The 24,957-nt window shown below is 44.1% G+C and carries 23 protein-coding genes and 1 tRNA gene; 2 read left to right on the plus strand and 22 right to left on the minus strand.

The features are described from left to right. Positions 1–52: 52 nt before the first annotated feature. Positions 53–1,108, plus strand: coding sequence for a tRNA dihydrouridine synthase (locus D6853_RS06365; RefSeq protein WP_158588680.1), 1,056 nt, complete (start codon positions 53–55; stop codon positions 1,106–1,108). Between the two features lie 7 nt (positions 1,109–1,115). On the opposite strand, the gene D6853_RS06370 is transcribed toward D6853_RS06365, so the two are convergent. The 8 genes from D6853_RS06370 to D6853_RS06405 form a co-directional block, all read right to left on the minus strand. After that, positions 1,116–1,685 (minus strand): ECF-type riboflavin transporter substrate-binding protein, encoded by a 570-nt coding sequence (locus D6853_RS06370; RefSeq protein ID WP_120657200.1) that lies wholly within the window; start codon positions 1,683–1,685, stop codon positions 1,116–1,118. Positions 1,686–1,708: 23 nt separating this feature from the next. Beyond that, positions 1,709–3,385 (minus strand): putative bifunctional diguanylate cyclase/phosphodiesterase, encoded by a 1,677-nt coding sequence (locus D6853_RS06375; protein WP_120657201.1) that lies wholly within the window; start codon positions 3,383–3,385, stop codon positions 1,709–1,711. Between the two features lie 312 nt (positions 3,386–3,697). Continuing rightward, a tRNA-Pro gene (locus D6853_RS06380) sits at positions 3,698–3,770 on the minus strand. A gap of 140 nt (positions 3,771–3,910) precedes the next feature. Beyond that, positions 3,911–4,588: a hypothetical protein gene (locus D6853_RS06385; protein ID WP_120657202.1), complete on the minus strand. Its 678-nt coding sequence runs from the start codon at positions 4,586–4,588 to the stop codon at positions 3,911–3,913. A gap of 123 nt (positions 4,589–4,711) precedes the next feature. After that, on the minus strand, positions 4,712–5,779 hold the full coding sequence (locus D6853_RS06390; protein ID WP_120657203.1) for a substrate-binding domain-containing protein: 1,068 nt from the start codon (positions 5,777–5,779) through the stop codon (positions 4,712–4,714). A gap of 163 nt (positions 5,780–5,942) precedes the next feature. Continuing rightward, positions 5,943–6,371, minus strand: a complete 429-nt coding sequence (locus D6853_RS06395; protein WP_120657204.1) for a hypothetical protein — start codon at positions 6,369–6,371, stop codon at positions 5,943–5,945. A gap of 40 nt (positions 6,372–6,411) precedes the next feature. Beyond that, positions 6,412–7,401, minus strand: a complete 990-nt coding sequence (locus tag D6853_RS06400; RefSeq protein ID WP_120657205.1) for a transglutaminase domain-containing protein — start codon at positions 7,399–7,401, stop codon at positions 6,412–6,414. 43 nt (positions 7,402–7,444) lie between these two features. Further along, on the minus strand, positions 7,445–8,362 hold the full coding sequence (locus D6853_RS06405; RefSeq protein WP_120657206.1) for a hypothetical protein: 918 nt from the start codon (positions 8,360–8,362) through the stop codon (positions 7,445–7,447). A gap of 146 nt (positions 8,363–8,508) precedes the next feature. Between D6853_RS06405 and D6853_RS06410 the strand changes: the two genes are divergently transcribed. After that, positions 8,509–10,326 (plus strand): hypothetical protein, encoded by a 1,818-nt coding sequence (locus tag D6853_RS06410; protein ID WP_120657207.1) that lies wholly within the window; start codon positions 8,509–8,511, stop codon positions 10,324–10,326. 5 nt (positions 10,327–10,331) lie between these two features. Here D6853_RS06410 and radA read toward each other — a convergent pair whose 3' ends face one another. The 14 genes from radA to pyrF all read right to left on the minus strand — a co-directional run bounded on the left by radA (position 10,332) and on the right by pyrF (position 24,932). Continuing rightward, a complete protein-coding gene (gene radA / locus D6853_RS06415; RefSeq protein ID WP_120657208.1) occupies positions 10,332–11,714 on the minus strand; it encodes a DNA repair protein RadA in 1,383 nt (460 codons plus the stop codon). Between the two features lie 67 nt (positions 11,715–11,781). Further along, positions 11,782–12,192, minus strand: coding sequence for an endosialidase (locus D6853_RS06420; protein ID WP_120657209.1), 411 nt, complete (start codon positions 12,190–12,192; stop codon positions 11,782–11,784). An 81-nt stretch (positions 12,193–12,273) separates the two neighbouring features. Continuing rightward, positions 12,274–14,859 carry an ATP-dependent Clp protease ATP-binding subunit gene (locus D6853_RS06425; RefSeq protein ID WP_120657210.1) on the minus strand — a complete coding sequence of 862 codons (2,586 nt, stop codon included), beginning with the start codon at positions 14,857–14,859 and terminating at the stop codon, positions 12,274–12,276. A 19-nt stretch (positions 14,860–14,878) separates the two neighbouring features. Then, positions 14,879–15,259: a GntR family transcriptional regulator gene (locus tag D6853_RS06430; protein WP_092242348.1), complete on the minus strand. Its 381-nt coding sequence runs from the start codon at positions 15,257–15,259 to the stop codon at positions 14,879–14,881. Between the two features lie 198 nt (positions 15,260–15,457). Next, a complete protein-coding gene (locus D6853_RS06435) occupies positions 15,458–16,939 on the minus strand; it encodes an SH3 domain-containing protein (protein WP_158588681.1) in 1,482 nt (493 codons plus the stop codon). 19 nt (positions 16,940–16,958) lie between these two features. After that, positions 16,959–18,233, minus strand: coding sequence for a phosphoribosylamine--glycine ligase (purD, locus tag D6853_RS06440; RefSeq protein ID WP_120657212.1), 1,275 nt, complete (start codon positions 18,231–18,233; stop codon positions 16,959–16,961). Then, entirely contained in the window at positions 18,233–18,877 is a 645-nt protein-coding gene (gene purN / locus D6853_RS06445; protein ID WP_120657213.1) for a phosphoribosylglycinamide formyltransferase, read from the minus strand. Before purN ends, purD begins: the two co-directional genes overlap by 1 nt. Beyond that, on the minus strand, positions 18,874–19,899 hold the full coding sequence (gene purM / locus D6853_RS06450; RefSeq protein ID WP_120657442.1) for a phosphoribosylformylglycinamidine cyclo-ligase: 1,026 nt from the start codon (positions 19,897–19,899) through the stop codon (positions 18,874–18,876). Before purM ends, purN begins: the two co-directional genes overlap by 4 nt. 72 nt (positions 19,900–19,971) lie before the next feature. Beyond that, a complete protein-coding gene (gene purE, locus D6853_RS06455) occupies positions 19,972–20,472 on the minus strand; it encodes a 5-(carboxyamino)imidazole ribonucleotide mutase (RefSeq protein ID WP_120657214.1) in 501 nt (166 codons plus the stop codon). 103 nt (positions 20,473–20,575) lie between these two features. Beyond that, positions 20,576–22,675, minus strand: coding sequence for an aminopeptidase (locus tag D6853_RS06460; RefSeq protein WP_120657215.1), 2,100 nt, complete (start codon positions 22,673–22,675; stop codon positions 20,576–20,578). Between the two features lie 9 nt (positions 22,676–22,684). Further along, complete coding sequence (locus D6853_RS06465; protein WP_120657216.1) at positions 22,685–23,059, minus strand: DUF6142 family protein; 375 nt, start codon at positions 23,057–23,059, stop codon at positions 22,685–22,687. 1 nt (position 23,060) lies between these two features. Then, positions 23,061–23,213 (minus strand): hypothetical protein, encoded by a 153-nt coding sequence (locus tag D6853_RS15390; RefSeq protein ID WP_177223755.1) that lies wholly within the window; start codon positions 23,211–23,213, stop codon positions 23,061–23,063. 33 nt (positions 23,214–23,246) lie between these two features. After that, positions 23,247–23,930, minus strand: coding sequence for an orotate phosphoribosyltransferase (gene pyrE, locus D6853_RS06470; RefSeq protein WP_120657217.1), 684 nt, complete (start codon positions 23,928–23,930; stop codon positions 23,247–23,249). A 78-nt stretch (positions 23,931–24,008) separates the two neighbouring features. After that, on the minus strand, positions 24,009–24,932 hold the full coding sequence (gene pyrF / locus D6853_RS06475; RefSeq protein ID WP_120657218.1) for an orotidine-5'-phosphate decarboxylase: 924 nt from the start codon (positions 24,930–24,932) through the stop codon (positions 24,009–24,011). Between the last annotated feature and the right edge of the window lie 25 nt (positions 24,933–24,957).

The raw sequence follows: 24,957 nt of genomic DNA on the forward strand, positions 1-24,957 counted from the left end.
TATAATAACATAATAACCGTGAATGAAAAGAAAAAAAGGAGAAAAACGCCTGATGGCACCAACAAAGTTTTATTTTGCCCCGATGGAGGGCATCACACAATATACACTCAGAAACACTCACCGCGCTATGTTCGGCGATGAAACAGACAAGTACTATACTCCTTTTCTCTCGGCTCCGAAGACGCGCAAATTCAAGAAAAGAGAAAAGAACGACATTCTTCCCGTAAACAATGATGTCTTTCCTGATTTCACAGAAAAGGTGGTCCCCCAGATCCTTGCTAACAGCGCAGATAACTTCCTTTGGGCAGCAAAAGAGATCGCTTCTTTAGGATACAAAGAGATAAATTTAAACCTGGGTTGCCCCGTCGCAACCGTTGTAACCAAACATAAAGGCTCAGGACTGCTTGCAGATACGGATTATCTTGATGATATGCTAAAAAAGATCACGGAGGATGAACTTTTTTCCAAGACCGAAAGCGACGACGCAAGCTCTTTTCCCAAATTCTCTGTAAAAACGAGACTAGGCGTAACCGACGAATCCGAAGCCGATAAGCTGATGGAAATATTTGCGAAATACCCGATCAGTGAACTCACGATCCATGCAAGAGTCCAAAAGGATTTCTACCAGGGCAAGCCTAAGACGGACGCTTTCAAAAGAGCAGTTGAAATATACAGAGGAAGCGGCGGAACCGCTGATATCTGCTACAACGGAGACATAAACAGCATAGACGACTACAACAGGCTGATTGACAATATGAGCAGCCTTGGCGCAGTCGGCAACAACGATAATTCATGCGGAATAAGCGCTGTTATGATGGGCCGCGGAATGCTCAGAACCCCTGCGCTTGCAAGAGACCTTTCGATCGGTTCACCAACTCTTTCAAAAGAGGAACTGAAACAATATCTCCAAAAACTGTACCTGGGATATGAAACTTTTATTCACGAGGACCGAAACGTCATCTTCAAGATGCTCGAGCACTGGGCCTTCATAAACAGCCATTTTGAGAACAGTGACAAGTGTTTGAAGGCAATAAGAAAGGCCAGAAGTAAAGGTGAATATCTGGCCGCAGTTAGAAACATATTTTCAACTTGTAATTTTATTGCGTAATAAACTATCAATTCAAATAATCATCATCTTCCTTTGATTTAGATTTCACCGAATGATCCGAATAAAGAATCAAAGGAAGAGTTCCCAATATTCCGATCACAAGAATATTCCCAAAGAAAGCAAACATTCCCTGAACAAATACCGTATCAAAGCTCTCCTTGAAAAGAAGCATATCCAGTGCCGGAGCCACAAATATCCATGCCAAGGCATTGGCAATAATCTCTACGAGAATAAAAAGAACAATATTCTTGCTCTTTGTAAAACCACCTGAACGCACAGCGAATTTATCCGCAAAAAAGCCAATTACAGCTCCGACGATGGCCTCGGACAACACCCAGCTCCACCATATCTTTGTTCCGCCAAAAATCGCATCACCGAAAGCATGTCCGCAGACTCCTACAACCGCACCTACAATCGGTCCGTATACAGCCGAGAAAAAAGCAAGAACAGCCATCCTAATGTGTAGCTCAGTATTAGGGATAAATCTCAGCGGTATTCTGGCTTTTGTAAGAACAGCGAAAAGAACGGTTCCAACCAAAATGGCAATTAATTCCTTGCGTCCGAATTTCCCTTTCATGCCTATTCCTCCATAAGAGCTTATTAAACTCCGTCTTTGAACTTAGCCTCGAAATCTTCAACCGGCATTGGCATATCAAAGTAATAACCTTGGAACATCTCACAGCCCATTTCTTCCAAGAAATCAAGCTGTTTTTTGGTCTCCACACCCTCAGTAATAACTCCCATTCCGAGTTCATGCGCCATGTCTATCGTGAAGTTAAGGATGACTCTGGCTCTTTTATGATTCTCGGTTCTCTTAAGGAAGCCCATATCGATCTTGAGAACATCCGCCTTGATGTCTTTTAACATATTAAGCGATGAGTAGCCGCTTCCGAAATCGTCGATCTCAACAAGAAAACCGCTCTTTCTGAGATCAAGGATCAGCTTGGCGCACTTGTTCACATCGGTCGTCACCGCAGTCTCCGTGATCTCGATATTAAGTCTTGCGGGATCGATATCGTATTTCTTTACAAGCTCATCGAACTCTTTTTTGATATCAAGATAATAAATATCTTTGGGAGATACATTTACGGAAAGCGACAGCCCTTCCCACTTGGTTCCCTTCCACTTGGCAAGCTGCTCCGCCGTAAGCTCCCAGATATACTTATCAAGCTTGTATATAAGGTCCGCTCTTTCGAGAACGCTTATAAAAACTTCCGGCTCAATAACGCCGTTCTCCGGATGTAGCCATCTGGCAAGCGCCTCCGCGCCGAATATCCTGCCGTCCGAGTAGTGCTGCGGCTGAAGATATATGCCAAATTGCTTATTTATAATGGCAAAGTCAAAACTCGACAGGATCTCTTTTTCCAAAAGAGCATTGATGAGCATGTCATCGTTGTACCAAGCGACTTCGCATACATTGTCTCTCTTAATGGTCTTACATGCCATGTAGGCTCTGTCGCACATAAAAGATACATCCATTCTTCTGTCATGTATCTTGTAGACACCGAGCTGAACATGGATTGAATAAGTTCTGCTTGTAAGGCGGCTTGCGCGCTCCTTGATGGCTGTCTTAAACAGATTCTCGTCAAAACGGTCCTCGGGCATGCACAGCGCGAACTGATCTCCGTTGATCCTTCCGTACACATCCTCTTCTTTTACCATCTGCGACAGCATATCCGCCACATTGATGAGAATGTCGTTTCCTTTATTAAGTCCGAAAAGCTGATTGATCAGCTTGAAATCTTTGATGTTGGAATAAACAATAACGTAGCTGCGATTGGGATCAGCTTCCTCAAGAAGCTTCTTAACGGCGGCGACAAATCCCTCTTTGTTGTAAAGCCTTGTGAGCTCATCATGAGTTAGTCTGTACTGCTCGCCGAGATCGTTGTCCATCGACTCGGATACGTTCTGTATGACATACATACCTCCGAGAATCTTGCCGTTCTCGTTAAGTACCTTGTATCTGACGTGATATAGTCTTTCTTTGCCGGAAGAATTATAGACTCTGCACCAGGAAGTCGTACCTTCCTCAACGCCCAGACTCCTCCTCCAAGCATCGAAAGTATCATAAAGAATTGTGAGATTATCGATAACGCGGAACATGGTAAAAGCACGCTTGTTGGCATAAATACAACGTCCGCTTTCATTCAGAAAAATAATGCCTTTTTCATCCTGCTGTATACCGCATGAAATGATCTGCGTAAGTTCCTCGCAAGAACTGTTTTTATCATAGTATGCTGTTGTACCAAATAAGTTTTCAGGTTTCATTTCAGTCATTTATATTATTCTGTTTTTGAATTCTGTTTTTAATGTACACAACTACTGTAAGTATACCATTTCAGGGCGGTTTCTAATAGTTTTTTGTTGCTGTTTTTATGGGGAATTTTTTGGGTGAGACATGCCGGCAGACTCACAGCATGTCTCATTATTGGATAATTTCGTGGCAACTTTCGTGGCAACTTTTTTGATTTTTATATGATTTTTGACGATTATTTTTTAATTTTTTTCAATCACATAAAACACGAAAAAGCCCAGTACACAAGCGCTTTAGAGATTGTTTTGCGCGTATGTACTGGGCTTTTGAAAAAGTCGGAGTGACGTGATTCGAACACGCGGCCCCTACCTCCCTAAGATAGTGCTCTACCAACTGAGCCACACCCCGACGACGTTCTCCATTATATCTCGTACAAAATAGAAAAGCAATAACTTTTTCGAGAATTTTTTCTTTTTTTTGCAAAAATCGCTATAACGTGCATGGTTATGCTGCTCTAGCGCACTTGAACAACTATTTTTATCACTGATTTATCTCTGCTCTTTGAGTCTTTGTTTTCTGGCACCGGTCACATAGTTCCAGAATACCAAGAGAATTATGACAATCCCGCCGAAGATAAACTGTGGTTTTACTCCGAATGAAGAGGTTTCTGCGACGGGGACGCCGGGATATGTATCTCTATATATGAGCATACTCGTTCCCACCGTATTTGTATTTACCGACAACGTGTCAGCTTCGTTATCATAGTCCTCGTACAGTGTACAAGCACCGAATGAATCCGTCATAAGATAATATTCTCTGTTTTCCCTGATAAGATAGAGCGGGATCTCAATCTGAAGCTCAACATTTCCCAAAAGATTATCGATAGTAAGCTCCTCTCCCGCATCGACGCTTTTTACAGCATTTACTTCCAAGGCAATTCCTTCGCTTAGCTCACCAAAGTTTTTCGAAGCCCTTGAAACAGCAGAAACAAGCGTATCGTATTCTTCTATTTCCTCGGGACTGTCGGACATAACAAAAGAAAAGGTGAGACTTGCATGGTCACCCTCATAGATTTCTTCGAGCTCTTTTCTCGTAAAACAGGATTCAAGCACCTTCTCATAGTCTCCAAATCTGATAACGGGAGCGGGAATATCGCTCTTACTCTCAGAAATGAGCTCTACGCTCACGATGCCGTCTCCATAGGTAATCTGGGTGGTCTCGCGCATATTACCTCCGCTTGGAAAAGAATCGCCAACGCTTCAAATGCTTCTTCATCTTTAGGTGTATTAATATTTTACTATAAAGCCATTTTCTTTTTTCTTAAAAGAGTATAAAAAGAAAACCTTGCATCATCTTGCAAGGTTCTCCAGTATAGTCTGTGCATTGTCCGCGGTTACGGCCACGTAATCACACGGAATGTAGCTTGGATTGGTCTCATTATTAAGATATTTGATCAGGGCATCGGCTGTGGAATGCGCCTGTTCAACGTAGTTGTTAAACACAGTTCCGGACATCTGTCCTTCCAAAACCGCAATAAGGACATCGGTAAGAGCATCGACTCCGACTATCTTGATCTCTTTTCCCGCTCTTCTTCCCGCTTTCTCAACGGCTGAAAGAGCTCCGAGCGCCATGGCGTCATTGTTGCAGAAAATAACCTCTGTATCGGGATAGTTCTCTATAGCGTATGCAACTATCTCCTCAGCTTTATCTCTCTCCCAGTCTGCGCAGCCCTTATAGACACACATGCTTTCAATTCCCGCATCTGTAAGTGCCTTGATGCAATACTCCGATCTGTACTGTGTATCCGCATTTTCGGGATCGCCTTCAACCATGACGTATTGAACCACTCCGTCATTGTTCCTGTCAATGTTCTCTATTCCAAGATTCGCTATGATCTTGCCTTGCAGGATTCCGGATTGTCTGGCGTCGCAGCCCACATATGTGACTTTCCAATTATTCTCTTCCCATCTGACAGCCTCATCGCCGTCAGGCTCTCTGTTGATATAAACCAGCGGGATATCTGCTTCAACCGCCAGATTCGTGACGCTTGCCACATCAGAAGGATCGACCGGATTGATTATAAGTGCATCAACATCCTGTTCAATAAAAGATCTGATGTGTCTGTCCTGAATGATCTTGCTGTCTGCGGAGTCAAGTATCATAATGTTCTCTTTTGCAAATCCTTGACTCACCAGGTATGACTCCAATTCCTTCCTGAAAAGAGTCATATAGTTATCTGAAAAACGGTAAATACATACTCCGATCTTAACCTTTGAAAGGTCGGGCTCAGTATCATTATCCGCTTCTATATTATCTTCCGTGACTTCTTGTTTTCCCCCGCTTCCGATACGACAGCCTGTAACTACAAAAGCAATCAGCAGAGACATAACCCCTATAGCCAATAATAACTTTTTCATTATCAAACTCTCCAACCAGTTCCAAATACTTGAAACTAAAATTCATAACCCATTAAGTTTATCATCAAACCGGTATCACATCAAATAAAATCCCAAAAAGCAACACACGCCTGTATTCTAGGCGTGTGTTTGTTTTAATATCTTATAAAAAACTGTTTTGCGATTACTCCACCACTTTTCTTCCGTCCGAATAAGTAAGCACCCAGTAGCCTTTGCCCGTTCCGCAGTCCTCGTAATATGTTCTGTCAATAACTACAGGCTGCTGCTCGTAAGCTTCCTCGGAATCAGAAATTTCCGGTGCCTCTTCTTTTTTTCCAAGATTATCAAAATACTCATCGGCAGCCTTCATTGCCGCATCTTCCTTGCTTGCTTCATTATCTGCAACCTTATCTGTATAACCTTCTTTTTTCCCTGCATTATCCGCAGGTACATAATCATAAGCTTTAACCATATGGTTTTCAGAGCTCCCCGAAATCGCGGAAGCAATTGCATTCTTATAAGGCGGAACCATTGCGCATAATACAATATTTATCAAAAGAAAACATGCCACGGTTCCCAAGAATACTACCGATATTCCAAGTATTCGTCTCATATAAACAGCTCCTTAAAACAATCAGTGAAAGATCTTGCTATTAATAACTAACCGTTATCGCAGCCGCCTTATCAAGCGGTTTGGCGGGATAGCTTTGGTAAGTCTGCTTGTAATAACCGTCTCCCTTCGCGTCCTGCATCTCAGTGTCAAATATATACCAGGTCTCGTTCACTTTAACCTCGGTCCATGCGTGAGGCGTTTTGCCGCCAAGTGATGACAAGACCGTTCCCGTGCAGACCTTTGCGTCATACCCAAGTCCTTTAGCCAGATATGCAAACGCCGCTGCGTATTTATAGCAGTTTCCTTTGCCTTCAAGAAGCATCTCTTTGGCATACTCGCCGGTCCAGTTCCCTACCGGAACCTCGTTGTCTCTTTCATATGCGGAAAAATCGACCATGTATTTAAAGCATCTCTCAAGCTGCGCATTCTGCGTCATGTTCTCGTCCGTTGCAAAATCAAGCACCGATGCAACAAGCTGTTTAAGCTCGGTATCGGGCTCCGAATAGTTTCCGTCAGCCTCTCTCCACTTGATCCCGTACTGGGTGTGAATAAAATGCTCTCCCGGAACATCCTCCAACTTTAGATTATTGTCCGCGCTACTCTTTATCGCAGCCCTTATATCGGCTTTGAGCTTGCTGCCGACTCCCGTAAGCGCATACTCCCCAATCGATGTGACGGAAGAAGGGATCATCGCCCCGTCAAGCGCAGGCGGGAAGCACAAAAGCTCGGTCATATCCTTGTTATAAAGGCAGTTACTGTAGGATGTATAAAAAGGATTATTCTCGCTGACAGTTATCGACCTAAGCTTCATAAGACACTTAAACGCGCCGGGTGTTATCTCCGTAACGTCGCTTCCGATGTGCACTGTCGTGATATCGGTGTTATCCCTAAAGGTCATCGCGTCTATCTTGGTGGGCCCCATGGCACTCGCCTTAACAGAACACATCCCCGTCAAAAGAGCTATCGTCAAAAGAGACGTAATTATCCTAACCGTTATTCTTTTTTTATTGTCAAAAAACTCTGATGTCATTTCGGTCCTCTTATTACTGAATCTCAATAGAAATATCTTTTTATTACTGAGTTGCCTTCGGCTTTTGCGTTGCAACCTCAAATTTATATCTTATCTTTGCATATGAAACGGCGTCTTTGGCATTACCGCCTTCATTGGGATGCTTGCCGTAGCCCGCAGCCGAGAGAAGCGGATCGCCATAGCCCTCTTTTCCGTCAACTATTACCTGGCACCACTGATCTTCCCACTGATTTATGTTCTTGTGAACCCAGTTGATACCAAGATAATCGAGTATGAGTCCGAGCGCTCTTGTTGATCCTGCGCATGAATACTCGCCTCCGATGAATACGCCGTAGGCAGTCCTGTATATCTTACCTTCTGTAGTATATGTTCCGAGATCGCAATAGGCCTTTACTACGCCCGCTGCGTATGCAACCTTCTCGACCTCTTTTATCTCCTTGGTCTTAGACTTAGATGAAGATTTGGATGATTTGGATGAAGAGGACGAGCTCTTTGAAGTATCGGATTCCTCAGCGGCTCTGTTTATCGCATCGGCGATCTGCTTGGCAATGCTCCTTGCCTGAATCTCCTGTGCATAGGTCATTCCGCCGTTGTCATGCTTGGTCTTTGGAATAACAACAACGCCCTCATCTCCAGTCGGTACAACAAATTCCGTGCTGTCGCCTATAAGCCTGTTTGCAACTCTCTTTTCTTTTTTACCGAAAAGAGCCCAGTGCTCAACAAGCTTGTTGGCATCAGTTCCGAAAGCTTGTCTTAGATCTGCATAATTCAGATAGTAAAAAAGCGGATTGTACTCAGATTTATAGTCCACACCGTTATAAACGGTCGTGCCCTTTGATAAAGCAGTATAAGGATCGTCCGCGGCATGAATCTCCAAAGAACACACCTCGGAAAACATAGTAAAAATAGTTAGCGCAACTGCCGAAAATACGGCGAATGCTGATCTGATAATTTTCTTCATACGGACAGACTTACCCCTCTTTAGATTTTATATATAAAATTTATCGACATTATTTACAAAAAGTTTAGTTTATGTGTTATTATATTCGAGTGTGTTCGATTTATTGATTTATTTATTTTTTCGATTATTATTTGGAGCAGTTTTTTATGTTTAAGAGGAAGAACAAATCCTTGGCACTGCTGATGGCATTTTCTCTTGCATCATCTTTCTTGACACTTCACGCTTTGCCCATCACAGCTCATGCCGAGACATCGCAGGCAGATCCGGCCTACGCCAATGATGATACCAAGCCCGGCGATGCATCTACATCACTTGATACATCTGAATCAAACTTACAGGACAAGCCTTCGGAAAAAGAGGACGTTCCTGCAGATCCTACAGACATAATTCCCATACCGGAAGAAAAAAAGGATACAGAAGATATTAAGGAAGAAGTTCCCGAGGACATCGTTGTTATAGAAGAAAAGTCGGAAACTCCCAAAGAAGCTCCTATAGAAGAAAAGTCGGAAACTCCCAAAGAAGCTCCTATAGAAGAAAAAGAGGATGCTCCCATAGAAACTCCTCCTATAGAAGAAAAACTTCCAGAAGAAGCTCCAAAAAGAGAAATACCCATAGAAGAGCCCGAAACTCGCAGGGTTCAGACATACAGCACAGCATATTTCTATATCTTAAATACTATAGATGCGGATATTCCGGAAGAGCCCAAGAATCATTCAGTGGATGATTACAGCAGCGCTATCACTGTAGAAGAGGCAATTCCGAATGATTTCGGTTACTATTTACCGGTTGTCGATAACGGCGGTTCATCCAATGATCTTGCAGATGACGGTTTTACCGCCAACAACGGAGTACTGAGCTACCTCCACAACCATCCGAGTGCCGAAGACATCAAGAACGTTGTCCCTTCATTCGATCCCGACAAACAATACGTTATATGGTACGTCAAAAAAGCTCAGAAATCAAGCATTCACGTTGACGGAGTCATCAAAACACGCGAAGAAACAAAGGAGATTATAGAGAAAGATTATCCAAACGTTTCAATTGAGATCTACACAACCTGTGAAGAGACAGATATCGAATACGACGGAAAAGAGCATATAATAGGCGGTTTCAATATCGTGGTAAAAGACCTTGATAACAAGCGCCCTACACTTAAAAATATATTTAATGCTCTCGGAGACCTGCTGACCGTTGAAGCCTGCGCAGGAACAAACGGAAGCGGAACCTATTTTTCAAACAACGGCATAAACTACTGGGTAAATATCGATGCGGCTTATGTAGTGGCATCCGAGATAAAGACATACACAATTCCTTTTCTTTTTAACGGAAAAGTAATTGATCCTAAGGACATCAGTGTAAGCTACGAAAAAGACGGCGAATGGGTCAAGCTCCCTGCAAGTATCATTTCTCAGCAAACGCCCACCACCGCCAAGATAAACGTCAAGCAAAGAAACATCACGCTTGAAGCCGGAACAACCGTAAAGAACTATGACGGCTCGACTCTTACAAACGATAAGGTCAGCATCACATCCGGCTCACTCCTTGAAGGTCACAAGCTTAAGAGCGTAGTCTTAAGCGGAAGCCAAAGCGTTATAGGCTCATCCAAGAACGAGATAACTTCTTACATGATCGTTGATGAGAACGGAAAAGACGTAACTTCACTCTATAACGTAAAATGCGTTGCCGGAAAGCTTGAATTTGTTGATGGCGGAAACTACAGCAATGATGAAAGCGCTAATAACACCGATCCGGAAAGCGTAACTCTTGCGGCATTCCAGCAAAACGTAATCGTAAAAGCACTCGAAGAAAATGACGCCGAACTGACAGTACTCGGCGCCACCAAAAAGATTCCCAGAATGGGTCAGACAGGTGATGATACCGATATTGCAGGAAGAATCCTCATTATCGCCGCATCATGCACCGCAATCGTCATTCTTATGCGTAAAAAGAAATTATCAAATTAAAATAATCAGATATAATTCATAGCATCAGCTACAGAAGCCACTCCTATTATATTGATATCGGGGTGGCTTTTCTTTATCTTCGCGCAAAGAGCCTTGGGAACAATACAGGTCTTAAAGCCAAGCTTTTTGGCCTCAGAGACTCTCTGCTCAGCCATATTAACGGCTCTTACCTCTCCCGAAAGTCCAACCTCACCGAATGCTATCATATCATCGCTTATAGGCTTATTCTTAAAGCTTGAAATGATAGCCATGCAGATTCCGAGATCAAGTGATGGTTCCGCTATCTTCATTCCGCCCGCAAGGTTGATATATGCGTCGTAATCGCCAAGCTGAAGTCCTATTCTCTTTTCCAGAACAGCCATTAAGAGATTGACTCTGTTATAATCCGTTCCGTTGGCCTGACGCCTCGGAAAACCGAAATTACTTCTGCACACAAGCGCCTGAAGCTCTATAAGAATGGGTCTCGTTCCCTCTACAGAGCATGTAACGATAGAACCGCTAGAGTTTTCGGGCCTTCCCTCAAGCATAAATTCCGACGGATTCTTGACCTCCATAAGGCCTTTTTCAGCCATCTCAAACACACCGATCTCGTTGGTTGAGCCAAATCGGTTTTTTACTGCTCGCAGTATCCTGTAGGAAGCGTGTCTGTCGCCCTCAAAGTAAAGCACGGTATCAACCATATGCTCCAGAACTCTAGGTCCGGCAACTTGTCCTTCTTTGGTTACATGTCCGACTATAAACACGGTTATATTAAGACTTTTGGCAATTCTAAGAAGCACCGCGGTTGATTCTCTGACCTGAGAAACACTTCCGGGCGCTGATGATATCGCCTCATTGAACATAGTCTGGATCGAATCTATGATGATGATCTCAGGCTTTACGGATGTGATCGTATCTTCTATCACGGAAAGATTGGTCTCGCACATGAATTTCAATGTATCCGAAAACTCTCCTATCCTGTTGGCACGAAGCTTGATCTGCTTAAGCGATTCCTCGCCCGAGATATACAGAATATTCTTTTTATCCCCCGAGAGATTGCCTGCAACCTGCAAAAGAAGTGTCGACTTTCCTATTCCGGGATCTCCCCCGACAAGGATCATCGATCCTCTTACAAGGCCTCCTCCAAGAACTCTGTTGAGTTCTCCGATATGTGTATCCGCTCTCTCCTCATCATTTATCTCTATCTCGGAAAGAGCTTTGGGAGCCTCCAAGGCTCCTGAGATAAGTCTTGCGGAAGAAGAGCTCACGCCCTTGGTCTTTACCGCCGGCTTGACCGTCTCCTCAACAAAAGTATTCCATTCTTTGCAGCCCGGACACTGTCCCATCCACTTGGATGATTCATATCCGCAGCTCTGGCAATAAAATATAGTCTTTATCTTAGTTGCCATATATCCTCCCATAAACGTCGAGGGCTTTTCAGGTATCCCGAAAAGCCCTCGGCCATTTATTTAATTTTTATTTTTCAATCTTAACTTTGGCAGAACTTCCATCTGACAATTCAACACTAAAATTGAGTTTACCTCCGACATTAGTGCTCATCTTGCCGATAGCGGTTCCGTTTACAAACACGCTGTACTCTGTGCTTTCCAAAAGTCCCAAGGTAATCTGTGCATCGTTAACACCTTCTACGGTGAATTCAACACCTCCGTCGGACTCCTTAAAGCCTGTGACCGCTGTGCCGGGAACCGATTCATAAACAAAGTTCTCGTTGCACTCGAGCTTAGTAATGTCCTTGAAAGTCTTAACCTTGAGGATATCTCCGTTGTGCTCGAAATTCTCAAGCTTCTTCTTCTCGGGAAGCTCATAGTTACCAAAGCTGATGCTTCCGTCGCTCTCAGCGCGAATCAACTGCTCTACGACAGCCATATTAACCCTCCTGACAAAAAACAAATATTTAGTTAATTACATTATAATTCAAGTCTACCCAATGATAAACTGAAATTTTTATTACTTTTTCTTTGATCGTGAAGCCGTGGTTTTGCGAGCCTTACTTGCAGGCTTCTTGGTAGTCACCGCACTCTTTGTTTTTGAAGCCTTTTTTGGCTTGGTTGTCTTAACACTGACCTTCTTAACGGAAGTCTTTTTCCCGTCTGCAGTGGTAAATACAATCTTTTTATCCTTAAGGCCTACGGTAACATCGTCTCCCGCCTTGATATTACCCTTTAAAAGTTCTTCCGCCATCGCGTCTTCAATTGCGGACTGGATTGCTCTCTTAAGAGGTCTTGCACCCATCTTGGCGTCGGAATGCTTCTCAACAAGGTACTTCTTTACCGCGGGAGAAATCGTAAGGCTGATATCCATCTGTGCCTTACATCTCTTGGCAAGATTGCTTGAAAGAAGGGTAACGATATCCATCATCTCCTTTTCGGTAAGAGTGTGGAATACCATGATCTCATCTATACGGTTGATAAACTCCGGCTTAAAGAGCTTCTTGACCTCTTCCATAACGCCGGACTTCATATCCTCGTAGTCCTTCTTGGCGTCATCGCCCGCACCGAATCCAAGCTTCTTGGGATCGACTATTCTCTGAGCGCCGACATTGGATGTCATGATGAGAATAGTGTTCTTGAAGCTGACTTTTCTGCCCTTGGCGTCTGTAATATGACCGTCATCAAGCACCTGTAAAAGCACGTTAAATATATCCGGATGGGCCTTCTCAATCTCATCGAAAAGAATAACCGAATACGGATGTCTTCTTACTTTCTCACTGAGCTGACCGCCCTCGTCATATCCGACGTATCCGGGAGGTGAACCGATCATCTTGGAAACCGAATGACCTTCCATGTACTCAGACATATCAACTCTGATAAGCGCATTCTCATCGCCGAACATTGCTTCTGCAAGAGCCTTGGAAAGCTCTGTCTTACCTACACCGGTAGGGCCGAGGAACAGGAACGATCCGATAGGTCTGTTGGGATCCTGAAGACCGACTCTTCCTCTTCTGATAGCCTTGGATACAGCCTTAACCGCATCCTCCTGACCGATAACTCTCTTATGAAGAACGGATTCAAGCTTAAGAAGCTTCTCCGACTCCTTCTCCGCTATCTTCTTAACGGGAATTCTTGTCCACTCGGCGACCACTTCCGCTATATCGTTCTCATTAACGATAAATCCGGATGAAAGCTCTTTTCTCCTCTCAGCGGACTTAACTCTTGAAAGCTTGGTGATAAGAGCCTTCTGTCTCTTATTAAGCTCGCCCGCAAGAACAAAATCAGAGTTCTTAAGAGCGGTCTCTATCTCAAGATCAAGGTTCTTTATCTGATCGTCAATATCTTTAACCTTGGAAGAAACTCCCATGGTGCGAAGTCTTACTGCGGATGCTGCTTCATCAATAAGATCGATCGCCTTATCGGGAAGATTTCTGTCGTTGATATATCTCTCGGAAAGCTCAACAGCAGCCTTGATAGCCTCAGGCGTAATCGTAACCTTGTGGTGTTCCTCGTACTTACTTACGATTCCCTTTAAGATCTCGGTTGCCTCTGCCTTGTCGGGTTCATCGACGTTTACAGGCTGGAAACGTCTCTCAAGCGCCGCGTCCTTCTCAACGTACTTACGATACTCGGTGATGGTGGTTGCACCGATCATCTGAATCTCGCCTCTTGCAAGAGAAGGCTTAAGGATATTGGAAGCATCGATAGCACCCTCGGCGCCGCCGGCACCGATAAGTGTATGCATCTCATCGACAAAAAGAATGATGTTGCCGTCTTCCGCAACTTCTTTTATAACCTTCTTGATCCTTTCCTCGAACTCTCCTCTGTACTTGGAGCCTGCGATCATACCCGAAAGATCGAGTGTGACCAGTCTCTTGTTCTGAACTGTAAGAGGAACGTTTCCTGCGGCAATACGCTGTGCAAGTCCCTCAACTACCGCAGTCTTACCGACACCCGGTTCTCCGATAAGGCAAGGATTGTTCTTGGTCCTACGGCTGAGTATCTGAATAACACGCTTAATCTCGCGCTCACGTCCTATAACGGGATCAAGCTTATCTTCCATCGCAAGTGCAGTCATATCACGGCTGTACTGTGCAAGTATCGAAGCTTTCTTACCGGCTTTGGGATTATTCTTTCTTCCGAGGTCCTCTTTAACTATATTGGGGTCCTCTCCCATTGCAGCCAAAGTCTCCGCGTAGATCTTCTGCGCGGGTACATTGAGAGTACTGATAAGCCTTACGGCTACGTTCTCTCCCTCTTTTATCAGTGCCAAAAGAATATGCTCTGTACCGGTCTTGTCTGCATGAAAACGCTCAGCCATTCTGTGAGCCTCTTCCAAGACCTTCTCCGCTCTCGGAGAAAAACCGTCCTTATCCAGAGTACGAACACTGCTGTCGGGTACGATAAGGTCTCTTATCATATCCATCATGCGATTCTCATCTATTCCATTGTCTATAAGAATTCTGGAAGCGACACTTCCATCCTCCAAGATGAGACCCATAAGGATATGTTCTGTTCCGACATAATTGAGTTTCAAGGATCTGGCTGTTTTCTTGGCAAGCTTAAGTGCATCCAAAGCCATTACGGTGAATTTAGAATCCATATCTCATCATCCTTTCATGTTATCTGCTGTTAAATTCATAATTGTCATAGAGTTCATCAACAAGAGCGTGAATGTCTTCTCTTCCTATTCCCTTACAGATTGCCCGTGCAAGAACTACCGCAAGTTCATCCCGGGCTTCGTTAAGAGCCTTAAGCTTGTTGATATCGATGGCAATTATGGCTCCGCGCCTTCTGTCGATCTTGACAAAGCCGTCCTGCTGCAATATGGAATACGCCTTATTTACCGTATGCATATTGATACCAATTGTCTCAGCCAGCTGTCTGACACTGGGGAGCTGCTCACCCTCACGAAATTGAGACGTAGCAATGCCCAGTATGATCTGATTGCAAAGCTGCAAATATATAGCTTCATCACTATTAAAATCAATCTCTATGATCATATCCGCCTCCATGAGTCTTTTTGTGATATGTTTAGTATAACACATATCACATAATAATAAAATATGAAGTTCTGCTCTCGCATACGCTCGCCAGAACTAAGTAGTACACCACGACTCAAAAAAACTGAGTCTGGTGATTACTTAAAAGAACCGTGCAAAGCTTAGCTCTGCACGGTTCTCATAGTTCACGTTATATTTTTATTTCTCATCGTCAAGATCAAGGAACTCAAACTCGAAATCGTCATCGTCTCCGATAAAGTTCTTTGCTCTTCTTCTGGGAGCCTCACGCTCCTCATCTCTGTAAGAATCTCTTGAAGGACGCTCATCATATCTTGAATCCGAAGATCTTCTTGAAGCACGATCTCTGTCTTCCTCGCTTCTTCTCGGACGAGCAGGTCTGTCCTCGGGATTTCTTGAAGGTCTTACAGTTCTTTCATCATCGGAATTCGGACGAACCGTTCTTTCGTCGTCTCCTCTTTTTGATGCTTCTGCTCTGGCTGAAGATGCTCTTCTTGAACCTCTCTCATCATCGCGTGAAGAACGCTCTCTTCTTGAGAAAGGACGATTGTTTTCTTCTTCCTCTTCATCGTCTCTTGCTCTTCTCCTTCTGCTGTCGGAGAAACGCTCAAATTCTTCCTCGTCCTCTTCATCCTCATAGTACATAGACTCTCTGAGCTTGAGTGCGAGAATGATAACGGCGATAAGAAGAATTCCGGCAAGAGCTCCAAGTCCTATAGCAATAAGCTTGAAGTTCTTGGCCTGCTTATCAAATGCAGGTGCTTTAGTTGCAAGATCGATAAGCTGCTTAACTTCTATTCTGCGCTGTTCGGAATAATCATTTAAGTACCATGTATCATTTTCATATGTAAGTGAGTAAGTACCGTCACCTACCGTAGCAGGAGCTTCTTCCTGTTCTTCCTCTTCTGAATCCTCGGAATCTTCAGAACCCTCCTCAGACTCTCCTTCTTCAGATTCGGCTTGCTCACCTTCACCTTCTTCGGGCGCAGCCGTAGCCTCGGGTGCCTCTGCGGTCTCTGCAGGTGCGGGAGCAGGTTCAGGTGCAGGCTGAGCGGTTCCGCTTGTATCAACAAGGTCACCTCTTATGAAGCCCTCTTTTCCGTCGCCGAAGGTAATTCTGTACCAGGTTTTTCCGTCAGTTCCCTTGGCTTCTCCTGTTATGGTAACAGCTTCACCCTTTGTTCCTTTATCAAGGGAATCATAATCTTTACCTGCGCCTTTTCTGATAACAACGTTATCATATCCGATCGACGCAGATTTGTTCTCAACATCCGTAACCTGTGTCTCCGCAGGCGGAGTAGAGGCTTTTTCTTCTTTTTTTTCGGCGTTTGTATCCGATGCTGTTGAGGGACCGCCTGCCTTGTTAACAAGGTCGCTTCTTACATATCCCTGCTCATTCTTATTTACTCTTATCTTGTACCAGATATATCCGGAAGAATCCTTTTCTTCCCCGATAATATCGATAACATCTCCTTTTTTAAGGCTGGCAACCTGTGAGCCCGATGTGCTCGCCGATTCTCTGACTTTAACGTTGTCATTTGAAACCGTTCCGGTCGACTCAGTGTATGCAAATGTCTGAAGCATCGCAGTCATAAACATTGTGACGATCATAGCTACAGCAATGACAAATGCAAATATTCTCTTTCCTGTCGCTTTTCTCATAATTAGCTTTCCTCCTTCCTTACTTAACGTCATCAATCGCTTTTCCTATATCATGACGCATATACTTATTCTCAAAGCTAACCCATTCCGTTGCCTCATAAGCTTTAGCCCGCGCTTCCTTAAGGGTATCCCCTTTGGCGGTTATTCCGAGAACTCGTCCGCCGTTTGTAACTATTCCCTCAGGAGTAGCCTTGGTTCCTGCATGGAAGCAATAATATCCGTCTTTGCCTTTAAAGTTCTCAAGTCCTGTGATAAGCTTACCTTTCTCGTAGCTAACCGGATATCCGTCACTTGCAAGAACAACACAAACAGCAGCCTTATCCTCAAATTCGAGATCGATATCTGAAAGCGTGCCGTCTATGCAGGCATTAAACACATCAATGATGTCTGTCTTTAATCTGGGAAGAACAACCTGTGCCTCAGGATCACCGAATCTTGCGTTGTACTCAAGAACCTTGGGACCGTCCTGTGTAAGCATGAGTCCGAAGAAGATAACTCCCTTAAACTCTCTGCCCTCGGCAGCCATTGCCTCAACCGTTCTGCTGTAAATATTCTCTTTGCAGAATTTATCAACTTCTTCGGTATAGAAAGGGCTGGGTGAAAAGTTACCCATTCCGCCCGTATTAAGACCGGTATCACCGTCTCCCGCTCTCTTGTGATCCTGAGCGGATGACATTATCTTTACTGTCTTTCCGTCTACAAAAGAAAGAACCGAAACCTCGCGACCTGTCATGAATTCCTCGATGACCATGTGGTTGCCGGCATCACCGAACTTCTTGTCCTCCATGATCTCTTTTACTCCGGCCTTGGCTTCTTCCAAAGTGTTGCAGATAAGAACACCCTTTCCGAGTGCAAGTCCGTCAGCCTTAAGAACAATGGGGAACTTGGATGTCTCAAGGTACTTAAGAGCAGCTTCGGCATTATCAAATGTCTCATAAGCCGCTGTGGGAATGTTGTACTTCTTCATAAGGTCTTTTGAAAAAGCCTTACTTCCTTCAAGGATAGCCGCATTCTTTCTGGGTCCGAATACCCTAAGGCCTGCCTCCTCAAACTCATCTACAACTCCGCCTACCAAAGGATCATCCATACCGATAACGGTAAGATCGATCTCTTTTTCTTTTGCAAAAGAAACAAGTTTATCAAACTCCATGGGAGTTATCGGAACACACTCGGCAAGCTCTGCAATTCCGCCGTTACCGGGTGCGCAATAAATCTTATCAACCTTGCTGCTTCTTGAAATAGCCTCGCAGATAGCGTGTTCTCTTCCGCCTCCGCCTACAACCAAAACTTTCATCAGAAAACCTTCTCCTCTTCATAACCTTCGATTATGACCTTACGGTCAACTACTTTAACTTTGCCGTTGGCAATAAGATCGATCGCCATAGGCATTATCTTCCACTCCGCCTGCTCCATGATTCGTCTCTGGAGAACTTCGGGAGTATCGTCCGCTCTGACCATAACCGGTTTCTGTAAAATGATGGGACCTGTATCTGTTCCCTCATCAACAAAATGAACCGTTGCGCCCGATACTCTGACGCCTCTCTCAAGTGCCTTCTCGTGTACCTTAAGTCCGTAATATCCCGTTCCGCAAAACGAAGGAATAAGTGACGGATGAATGTTGATGATCTTGTTGGGGAATGCCTTAACAACGCACTCCGGAATAACAACAAGACATCCCGCAAGTACGATAAGATCGGGGTTGGCGTCCTGTAATATCTTAAGCAGTGCTTCGTTAAAATCCGCTCTGCTGTCAAACTCCTTGGGACTCTTAGCAACATACGGTATGCCTGCCTTCTTTGCTCTCTCAAGAGCATATGCATCCGGATTGTTGCTGTAAACCAGCGATATCTTGGTATTGGTAATAACACCGCTGTCTATTCCGTCTATAATTGCCTGTAAATTGGTTCCGCCTCCGGATACCATTACCGCTATATTCATACGAGCTCTACACCCTTCTCGCCGTTCTCGGCAGTTCCTACTATCCAAGCCTTGTCGCCTGAAGCCTCAATAGCCTTCATTGTAGCGTCGACATCTGCGGGATCAACCGCGAGTACCATTCCAAGACCCATATTGTAGGTGTTGTACATCATCTCTTCTTCAATTCCGCCCTTCTTAGCCATTAGACTGAAGATAGGAGGAATGTCATAGCTGTCTTTTTTGATAACGGCCTTGATTCCGTCGGGAAGCATTCTCGGAATATTCTCATAGAAACCGCCGCCTGTGATATGGCTGCAGCCCTTAACCTTAACGCCCGCATTCTTGATGGACTTCATCATCTTAACGTAGATTCTTGTGGGAGTTAAAAGAGTCTCTCCGAGAGTCGCACCGAGCTCATCATAATATGTCTCAAGGCTCTCTTTTGTCATATCAAATACTTTACGAACAAGTGAAAAACCATTACTGTGTACGCCGCTTGAAGCAACACCGATAAGCACATCGCCTGCCTTAATTGAGCTTCCGTCGATCATGTCCTTGCGATCAACAACGCCAACCGCAAATCCCGCAACGTCATATTCATCCTCAGGCATAAGTCCGGGATGCTCTGCGGTCTCACCGCCGATAAGTGCCGCGTCAGACTGCTTGCAGCCTTCTGCAACGCCCTTAACGATAGCAGCGATCTTCTCGGGTATATTCTTGCCGCATGCAATGTAATCAAGGAAGAATAAAGGCTCTCCGCCTGCGCATGCTACGTCGTTAACGCACATTGCAACAGCATCGATACCGATAGTGTCATGTTTATCAAGAAGGAATGCAAGCTTAATCTTGGTTCCTACTCCGTCTGTTCCGGACAAAAGAACCGGATCTTCCATTTCCTTTATCTTGCTAAGTGAAAATGCTCCGGAGAATCCTCCGAGTCCGCCAAGTACCTCGGGTCTGTTGGTCTCTTTAACATAACCCTTGATAAGTTCTACAGATTTGTAGCCGGCTTCAATGTCAACTCCGGCCTTCTTGTAATCCAGTGCCATAATATTTAACTCCTCATTTCTATAAAAAGATCTTTCGGTACCGGTCATCCGGTAAGTGTACCGATATCAATAGTTCTTGTAGCCTACTTCCTGAAGCTTCTTGTCCTTGGCTACCACCGCATCCTTAAGTGAAGCTGTGTAGTCCTTGAGTTTCTTAAGAATCTCATCATCGCTTGTTGCCAAGATCTTGGCTGCAAGAATTCCGGCATTGGCGCCACCGTTTATCGCTACTGTGGCAACAGGAATCCCTGAGGGCATCTGTACGATACTGTATAAAGAATCACGGCCTCCGAGTGAAGTTGTATGCATGGGTATTCCTATAACGGGCATCGGGAAGATCGCTGCGCACATTCCGGGAAGGTGTGCCGCCATTCCAGCTCCCGCAATAATTACCTTAAATCCTTTTTCTTCAGCAGTCTTGGCATACTCGAAAAATTCATCAGGTTCCCTGTGCGCCGATATAATGCGCATCTCATAAGAAATTCCAAGCTGATCGAGAATGTCAGCTGCTTTTGACATAACAGGCATGTCTGAGTCACTACCCATTACAATTCCAACTTTTGCCATGTTTTCCTCCATTTGCATTGCAATATTTAGTCCCTTGTATCATAGCACAATACCATATATTGTGCCAGCCCTTACATCAGAATGATGTAAGGACTGTTTTCCTTTACTCATCCAAGGCTTTGTTCAGTTCCTCCGTACCGGGAAGCACAAAACGTCCTTCCTTCATGATGGTTACTCCGCTTCCGTCCTCTCTTACTGCGGTTATCTCACCGAGTTCGTCGTACGGAATCGTTATATCGGTATGGCAACTGAAATATGCCTTGTCGGGATCGTTCTTTCTTTCTGCGGAAATCTCATTCTCTTTTGCGATATGTCTTTTTCCGTCGGGATTAAATGTATCGTTGTCCTCGTCAAAAGAGTAGCAGGTATCGCCCACAGCGAAGTGCGGGCCTGTCTTTTCCGCAATAAGTATGTCGAGCTTGTCGGCCACATTGAATTTTCTTGCAAATGTATAAGCCGTCGTATTGGTACCTATGGCAAACTCTCCTATCGGAAGAGTCTTGTGATTAAACAGGATATTGTCGTTTATGTACTTACGGTTTTCTTCTTCGGAATCAAAATTGGAACAGCTGTATTCCGTTATGCAGCCGTCCTTGAATTTAATCTCAAGGTTTTTAAAATAAAGTCCCATGAGATAAACTCCCGTTACATGAAGAGTTCCTTCCGTTCCTTTGAGAACGGGTGAAGTAAACACCTCTCCGACGGGAATGTTGACGTCCGCAACGCAGTTCTCGAAGTTGGTCTCCTTGGTCTTGTCCCCCAGCTCGTGGAGCATAACCTTCATATCCGTACGGTTGTCTCCCATACCCTTGACCACAACGTACTTTGCTTCATCAAGTGCATCGATAAGCTTTTGCTGGATTGTCTGATAAAGCTTGTAATCAAGTGTGTTGATCTTGACCACTTCCTCGAATATCTCGGGGAATCTGTCACCTATCTCCGGAACGGGGAAAGAGATTATAGTAAAGCTTCTCTCTTTTCCTATGATATATTCATTCTGAATAAGACCTGCCTGGATCTTGTACTCACCAAGCATCTTCTGCTGCTTTTCATTAAGATGAACCGCTTCCTTCTTGGGCTCAGGTGAAAAAGGCTTTTCTCCGAAGCCTTCAAGTACCGCCGGACCTCCGTAAAGCTTGGCTTCCTTCTTGTACTTTTCTCCTGCTGCCCTTACAGCTTCAAGCTTTCTTTTCATAAGAGCGGAGTCAAAGAAGAGTCCGAAATCATCCTTGTGATCGTAATCAAACTGCTTATTTGGAATAGCGCCGTGATAGTTCACTCTTCTGGCGCTTCCTTCAATGAAGAAAGTACTTGTAAGAGATCTTGTGATACCGGCGTCAAGTCCGATAGTCTTAAGATTGGCGAGAGCTCTTTTGATAATTCTCTCAAAACCAAGAATATATATGATCGATGCGGTACTCTTGATCGAAATGTCTTTGCCGGTAGCTGCAAATCCGATCCTGTAACCCTCAGTAAAAGTATCCGCGAGTTTATTTATTTCTTCCTCGGGAAGAGAAAGAAGATGCCTTGCAATCTCAAGTTCGTTGTCCGAAATATACTCACCGAACTTGTATAAGTATCTGAGATCGGAGAGGTCACTCTCCATGATGATGCTTCTTGCAAAGTCATTAACGGGATTAACTATCTGCGCAAATCTCTGCATTCTCTCTTCTTCAGCATAATCGCTGTAAAACCAGTACATCGTCTGTCTTACGCTCTCATATGAAGGGAGCTTGTCTTCAGCGTCCGCGTAGGCAAAAGAGCCATATATCTCGATAAAAAGCTCCAAGCGGATGACCATGTCAAACTTTGCAAGCTCGAAAGCTGATACGATCAGATATCTCATTTCATAGTAAAGAGCCGATAACAGCTTGCCGAACTCATCTCCCAACTTCTCACATGCAAAAGCGGGATTACCGTAGCTTTTGCCGTAGTTTGCGGGGAGTATATCCCCATAGAGTTTTTGATTTCTTTTATGGAGTTCTTCCATGGAATCCTTGTCCGGGCCTTTGGAAAGTACCCATTCATAGGTTTCTGTCATCATTTCAAGAAATTCTCCGACAGCGTGGAAATACAGATCAAATTCTTTATTCTTGAGATGTTCTTTTGACATCTCTTTTATTCTGCGGGATGCAAGTTCATATCTTTCGTCTATGACTTCATTTCCCGATTCAAATTCAAAAAACAGTTCGTTATCGTTCATAAAAGTCAATTACCTCAATCCTATAATAAGTAAAAACAGTACAAACAGGAACGCCAGGGAATTAAGGATTATACCGATGTTCGGGAAAAATTTAAAGATGTCTTTTTCGAATCTGGACATGATACCCAGAACTAACCCTATACACGAAAATATCGCCGCAACAAAAGCCGCTGCGGCGTATTGAACAAGAGCCTGTCCTCCGTTTTTGTATGAAAAAAGTACAGCCAGTGATAGTGTGATCACTGACAGTACACCAAGCACAGCAGACATTATGCCCTTTTCGGGATGCCTGTTGTCCGTAAACATATATCTTTCCCTAATGGGATCAAGCTTTTTTATATTTTTTTTGATAAATTTCTTATAATTAAATCCTGTAATCTTCATATCAGATAATAATCTTTTTGCGGCTTCCAAGAAGCTTGGCTCCGCTTATAATCAAAAGAACTCCCGCAGCAATCCCCGCAACAATGGAAATAACTCCAAATGCTATATTCAAAGCTCCTGTAGTTCCGAGTACTTTATATGTATGCTCATCCATTGAAATTACCTCCTCATCAATAAGAATCTTACATCAATCCTTCTTGGCGCCGTACTCTGCATAGTACTCGTCGATAGATTTCTTGATGTCCTTGGTAAGGATAACTTCGCCATCGATAGGCTTGTTGTAAAGATATGAAACAACGTCTTCCATAGTCACAATAGAATGTGCGCTGAAGCCGTATCTCTCCTTAATCTCATCAAGAGCGCTCATATCCGAATCCTGGCCCTTCTCCTGTCTGTTGAGAGAAACCATAAGTCCCACGATATCGCAATCAGCCTGCTCCTGAATGATCGGCACTGTCTCTTCGATGGACTTACCTGATGTTGTAACGTCCTCGATGATAAGAACTCTGTCACCGTCACGAAGCTTGGTTCCAAGGAGGATTCCCTTATCACCGTGATCCTTGATCTCTTTTCTGTTGGAACAATATCTGATCTCTCTTCCGTATAATTCACTTATTGCCATGCTGGTAGCAACCGCAAGGGGAATACCCTTGTAGGCTGGTCCGAAAAGGACATCGAATTCAAGACCGAATGTATCATGAATTGCTCTCGCATAATAATTACCGAGCTTCTTAAGCTGAGCGCCCGTTACATAGGCTCCCGCATTCATAAAGAAAGGAGACTTACGTCCGCTCTTAAGAGTAAACTCTCCAAACTTAAGGACATTACTGTCCACCATAAATTCGATAAACTCTTCCTTGTATCTTTCCATCTCCCTCAGCTCCTTTTTATCATAATGATATAAAAATCAACACGCGCATATTATAGCACCTTGAAGGTATATACACAATTATCTTGCCAAAAGCGCGCCCTCAATATCTTCTTTCATGACTTTAACCGCAGCTCTTGCAGCCGCACCTACATTGCCGTCATACTGCGCGTATTCTTCGCTCTTCCATGCAGCGATTATGCCTCTTGAAGAATTAACGATCGCACCAAGTCCGTCTTTATTAAAGAAATTAACAAGATCTTTTCCTTTTCCGCCCTGAGCTCCGTATCCCGGAACGAGGATGTATGCGTGAGGCATGATGTCTCTTAAGATCTTACCCATCTCGGGATAGGTCGCACCTACTACAGCGCCTACATTGCTGTAAGAACCGTCCATGGACTCAAGTCCCCACTTCTCAACCTGCTCGCCGACAAGCTCATAGAGAGGTCTTCCGTCGATAAGTCTGTCCTGGAATTCTCCGCTTGAAGGATTGGATGTCTTTACAAGGACAAAGATACCCTTATCTTCTTTGTTGCACACATTGATGAACGGCTTAACTCCGTCCGAACCAAGATAAGGATTGACTGTTGCAAAATCTTCATCAAAGCCTTTAAAGGTATTGCCCTCAATTGTCACGCTTCCGAGATGTCCGACGGCGTATGACTCCGAAGTTGAACCGATATCGCCTCTCTTAATATCTCCGATAACGATAAGTCCTTTTTCCTTACAATATTCAACTGTCTTTTTAAATGTGATAAGTCCGGGAATGCCGAGTTCCTCATACATTGCGATCTGAGGTTTTACGGCAGGTACAACGTCATAGATATTGTCAATGATCTCTTTATTGAACTGCCAAAATGCTTCTGCCGCTCCTTCCAGGTTCTCGCCCTTTTCTTCGAAACACTTTTTCTTAAGATCGTCGGGAATAAAACCGAGCTTGGGATCGAGTCCCACAACTATAGGTGCTCCCGTACTTTCTATTCTGTCAATAAGCTTAGAAATCATTAAATTGTACCTTCCTTAATTTGAG

Source organism: Butyrivibrio sp. X503 (assembly GCF_003625475.1).
Lineage (GTDB): Bacteria > Bacillota > Clostridia > Lachnospirales > Lachnospiraceae > Butyrivibrio.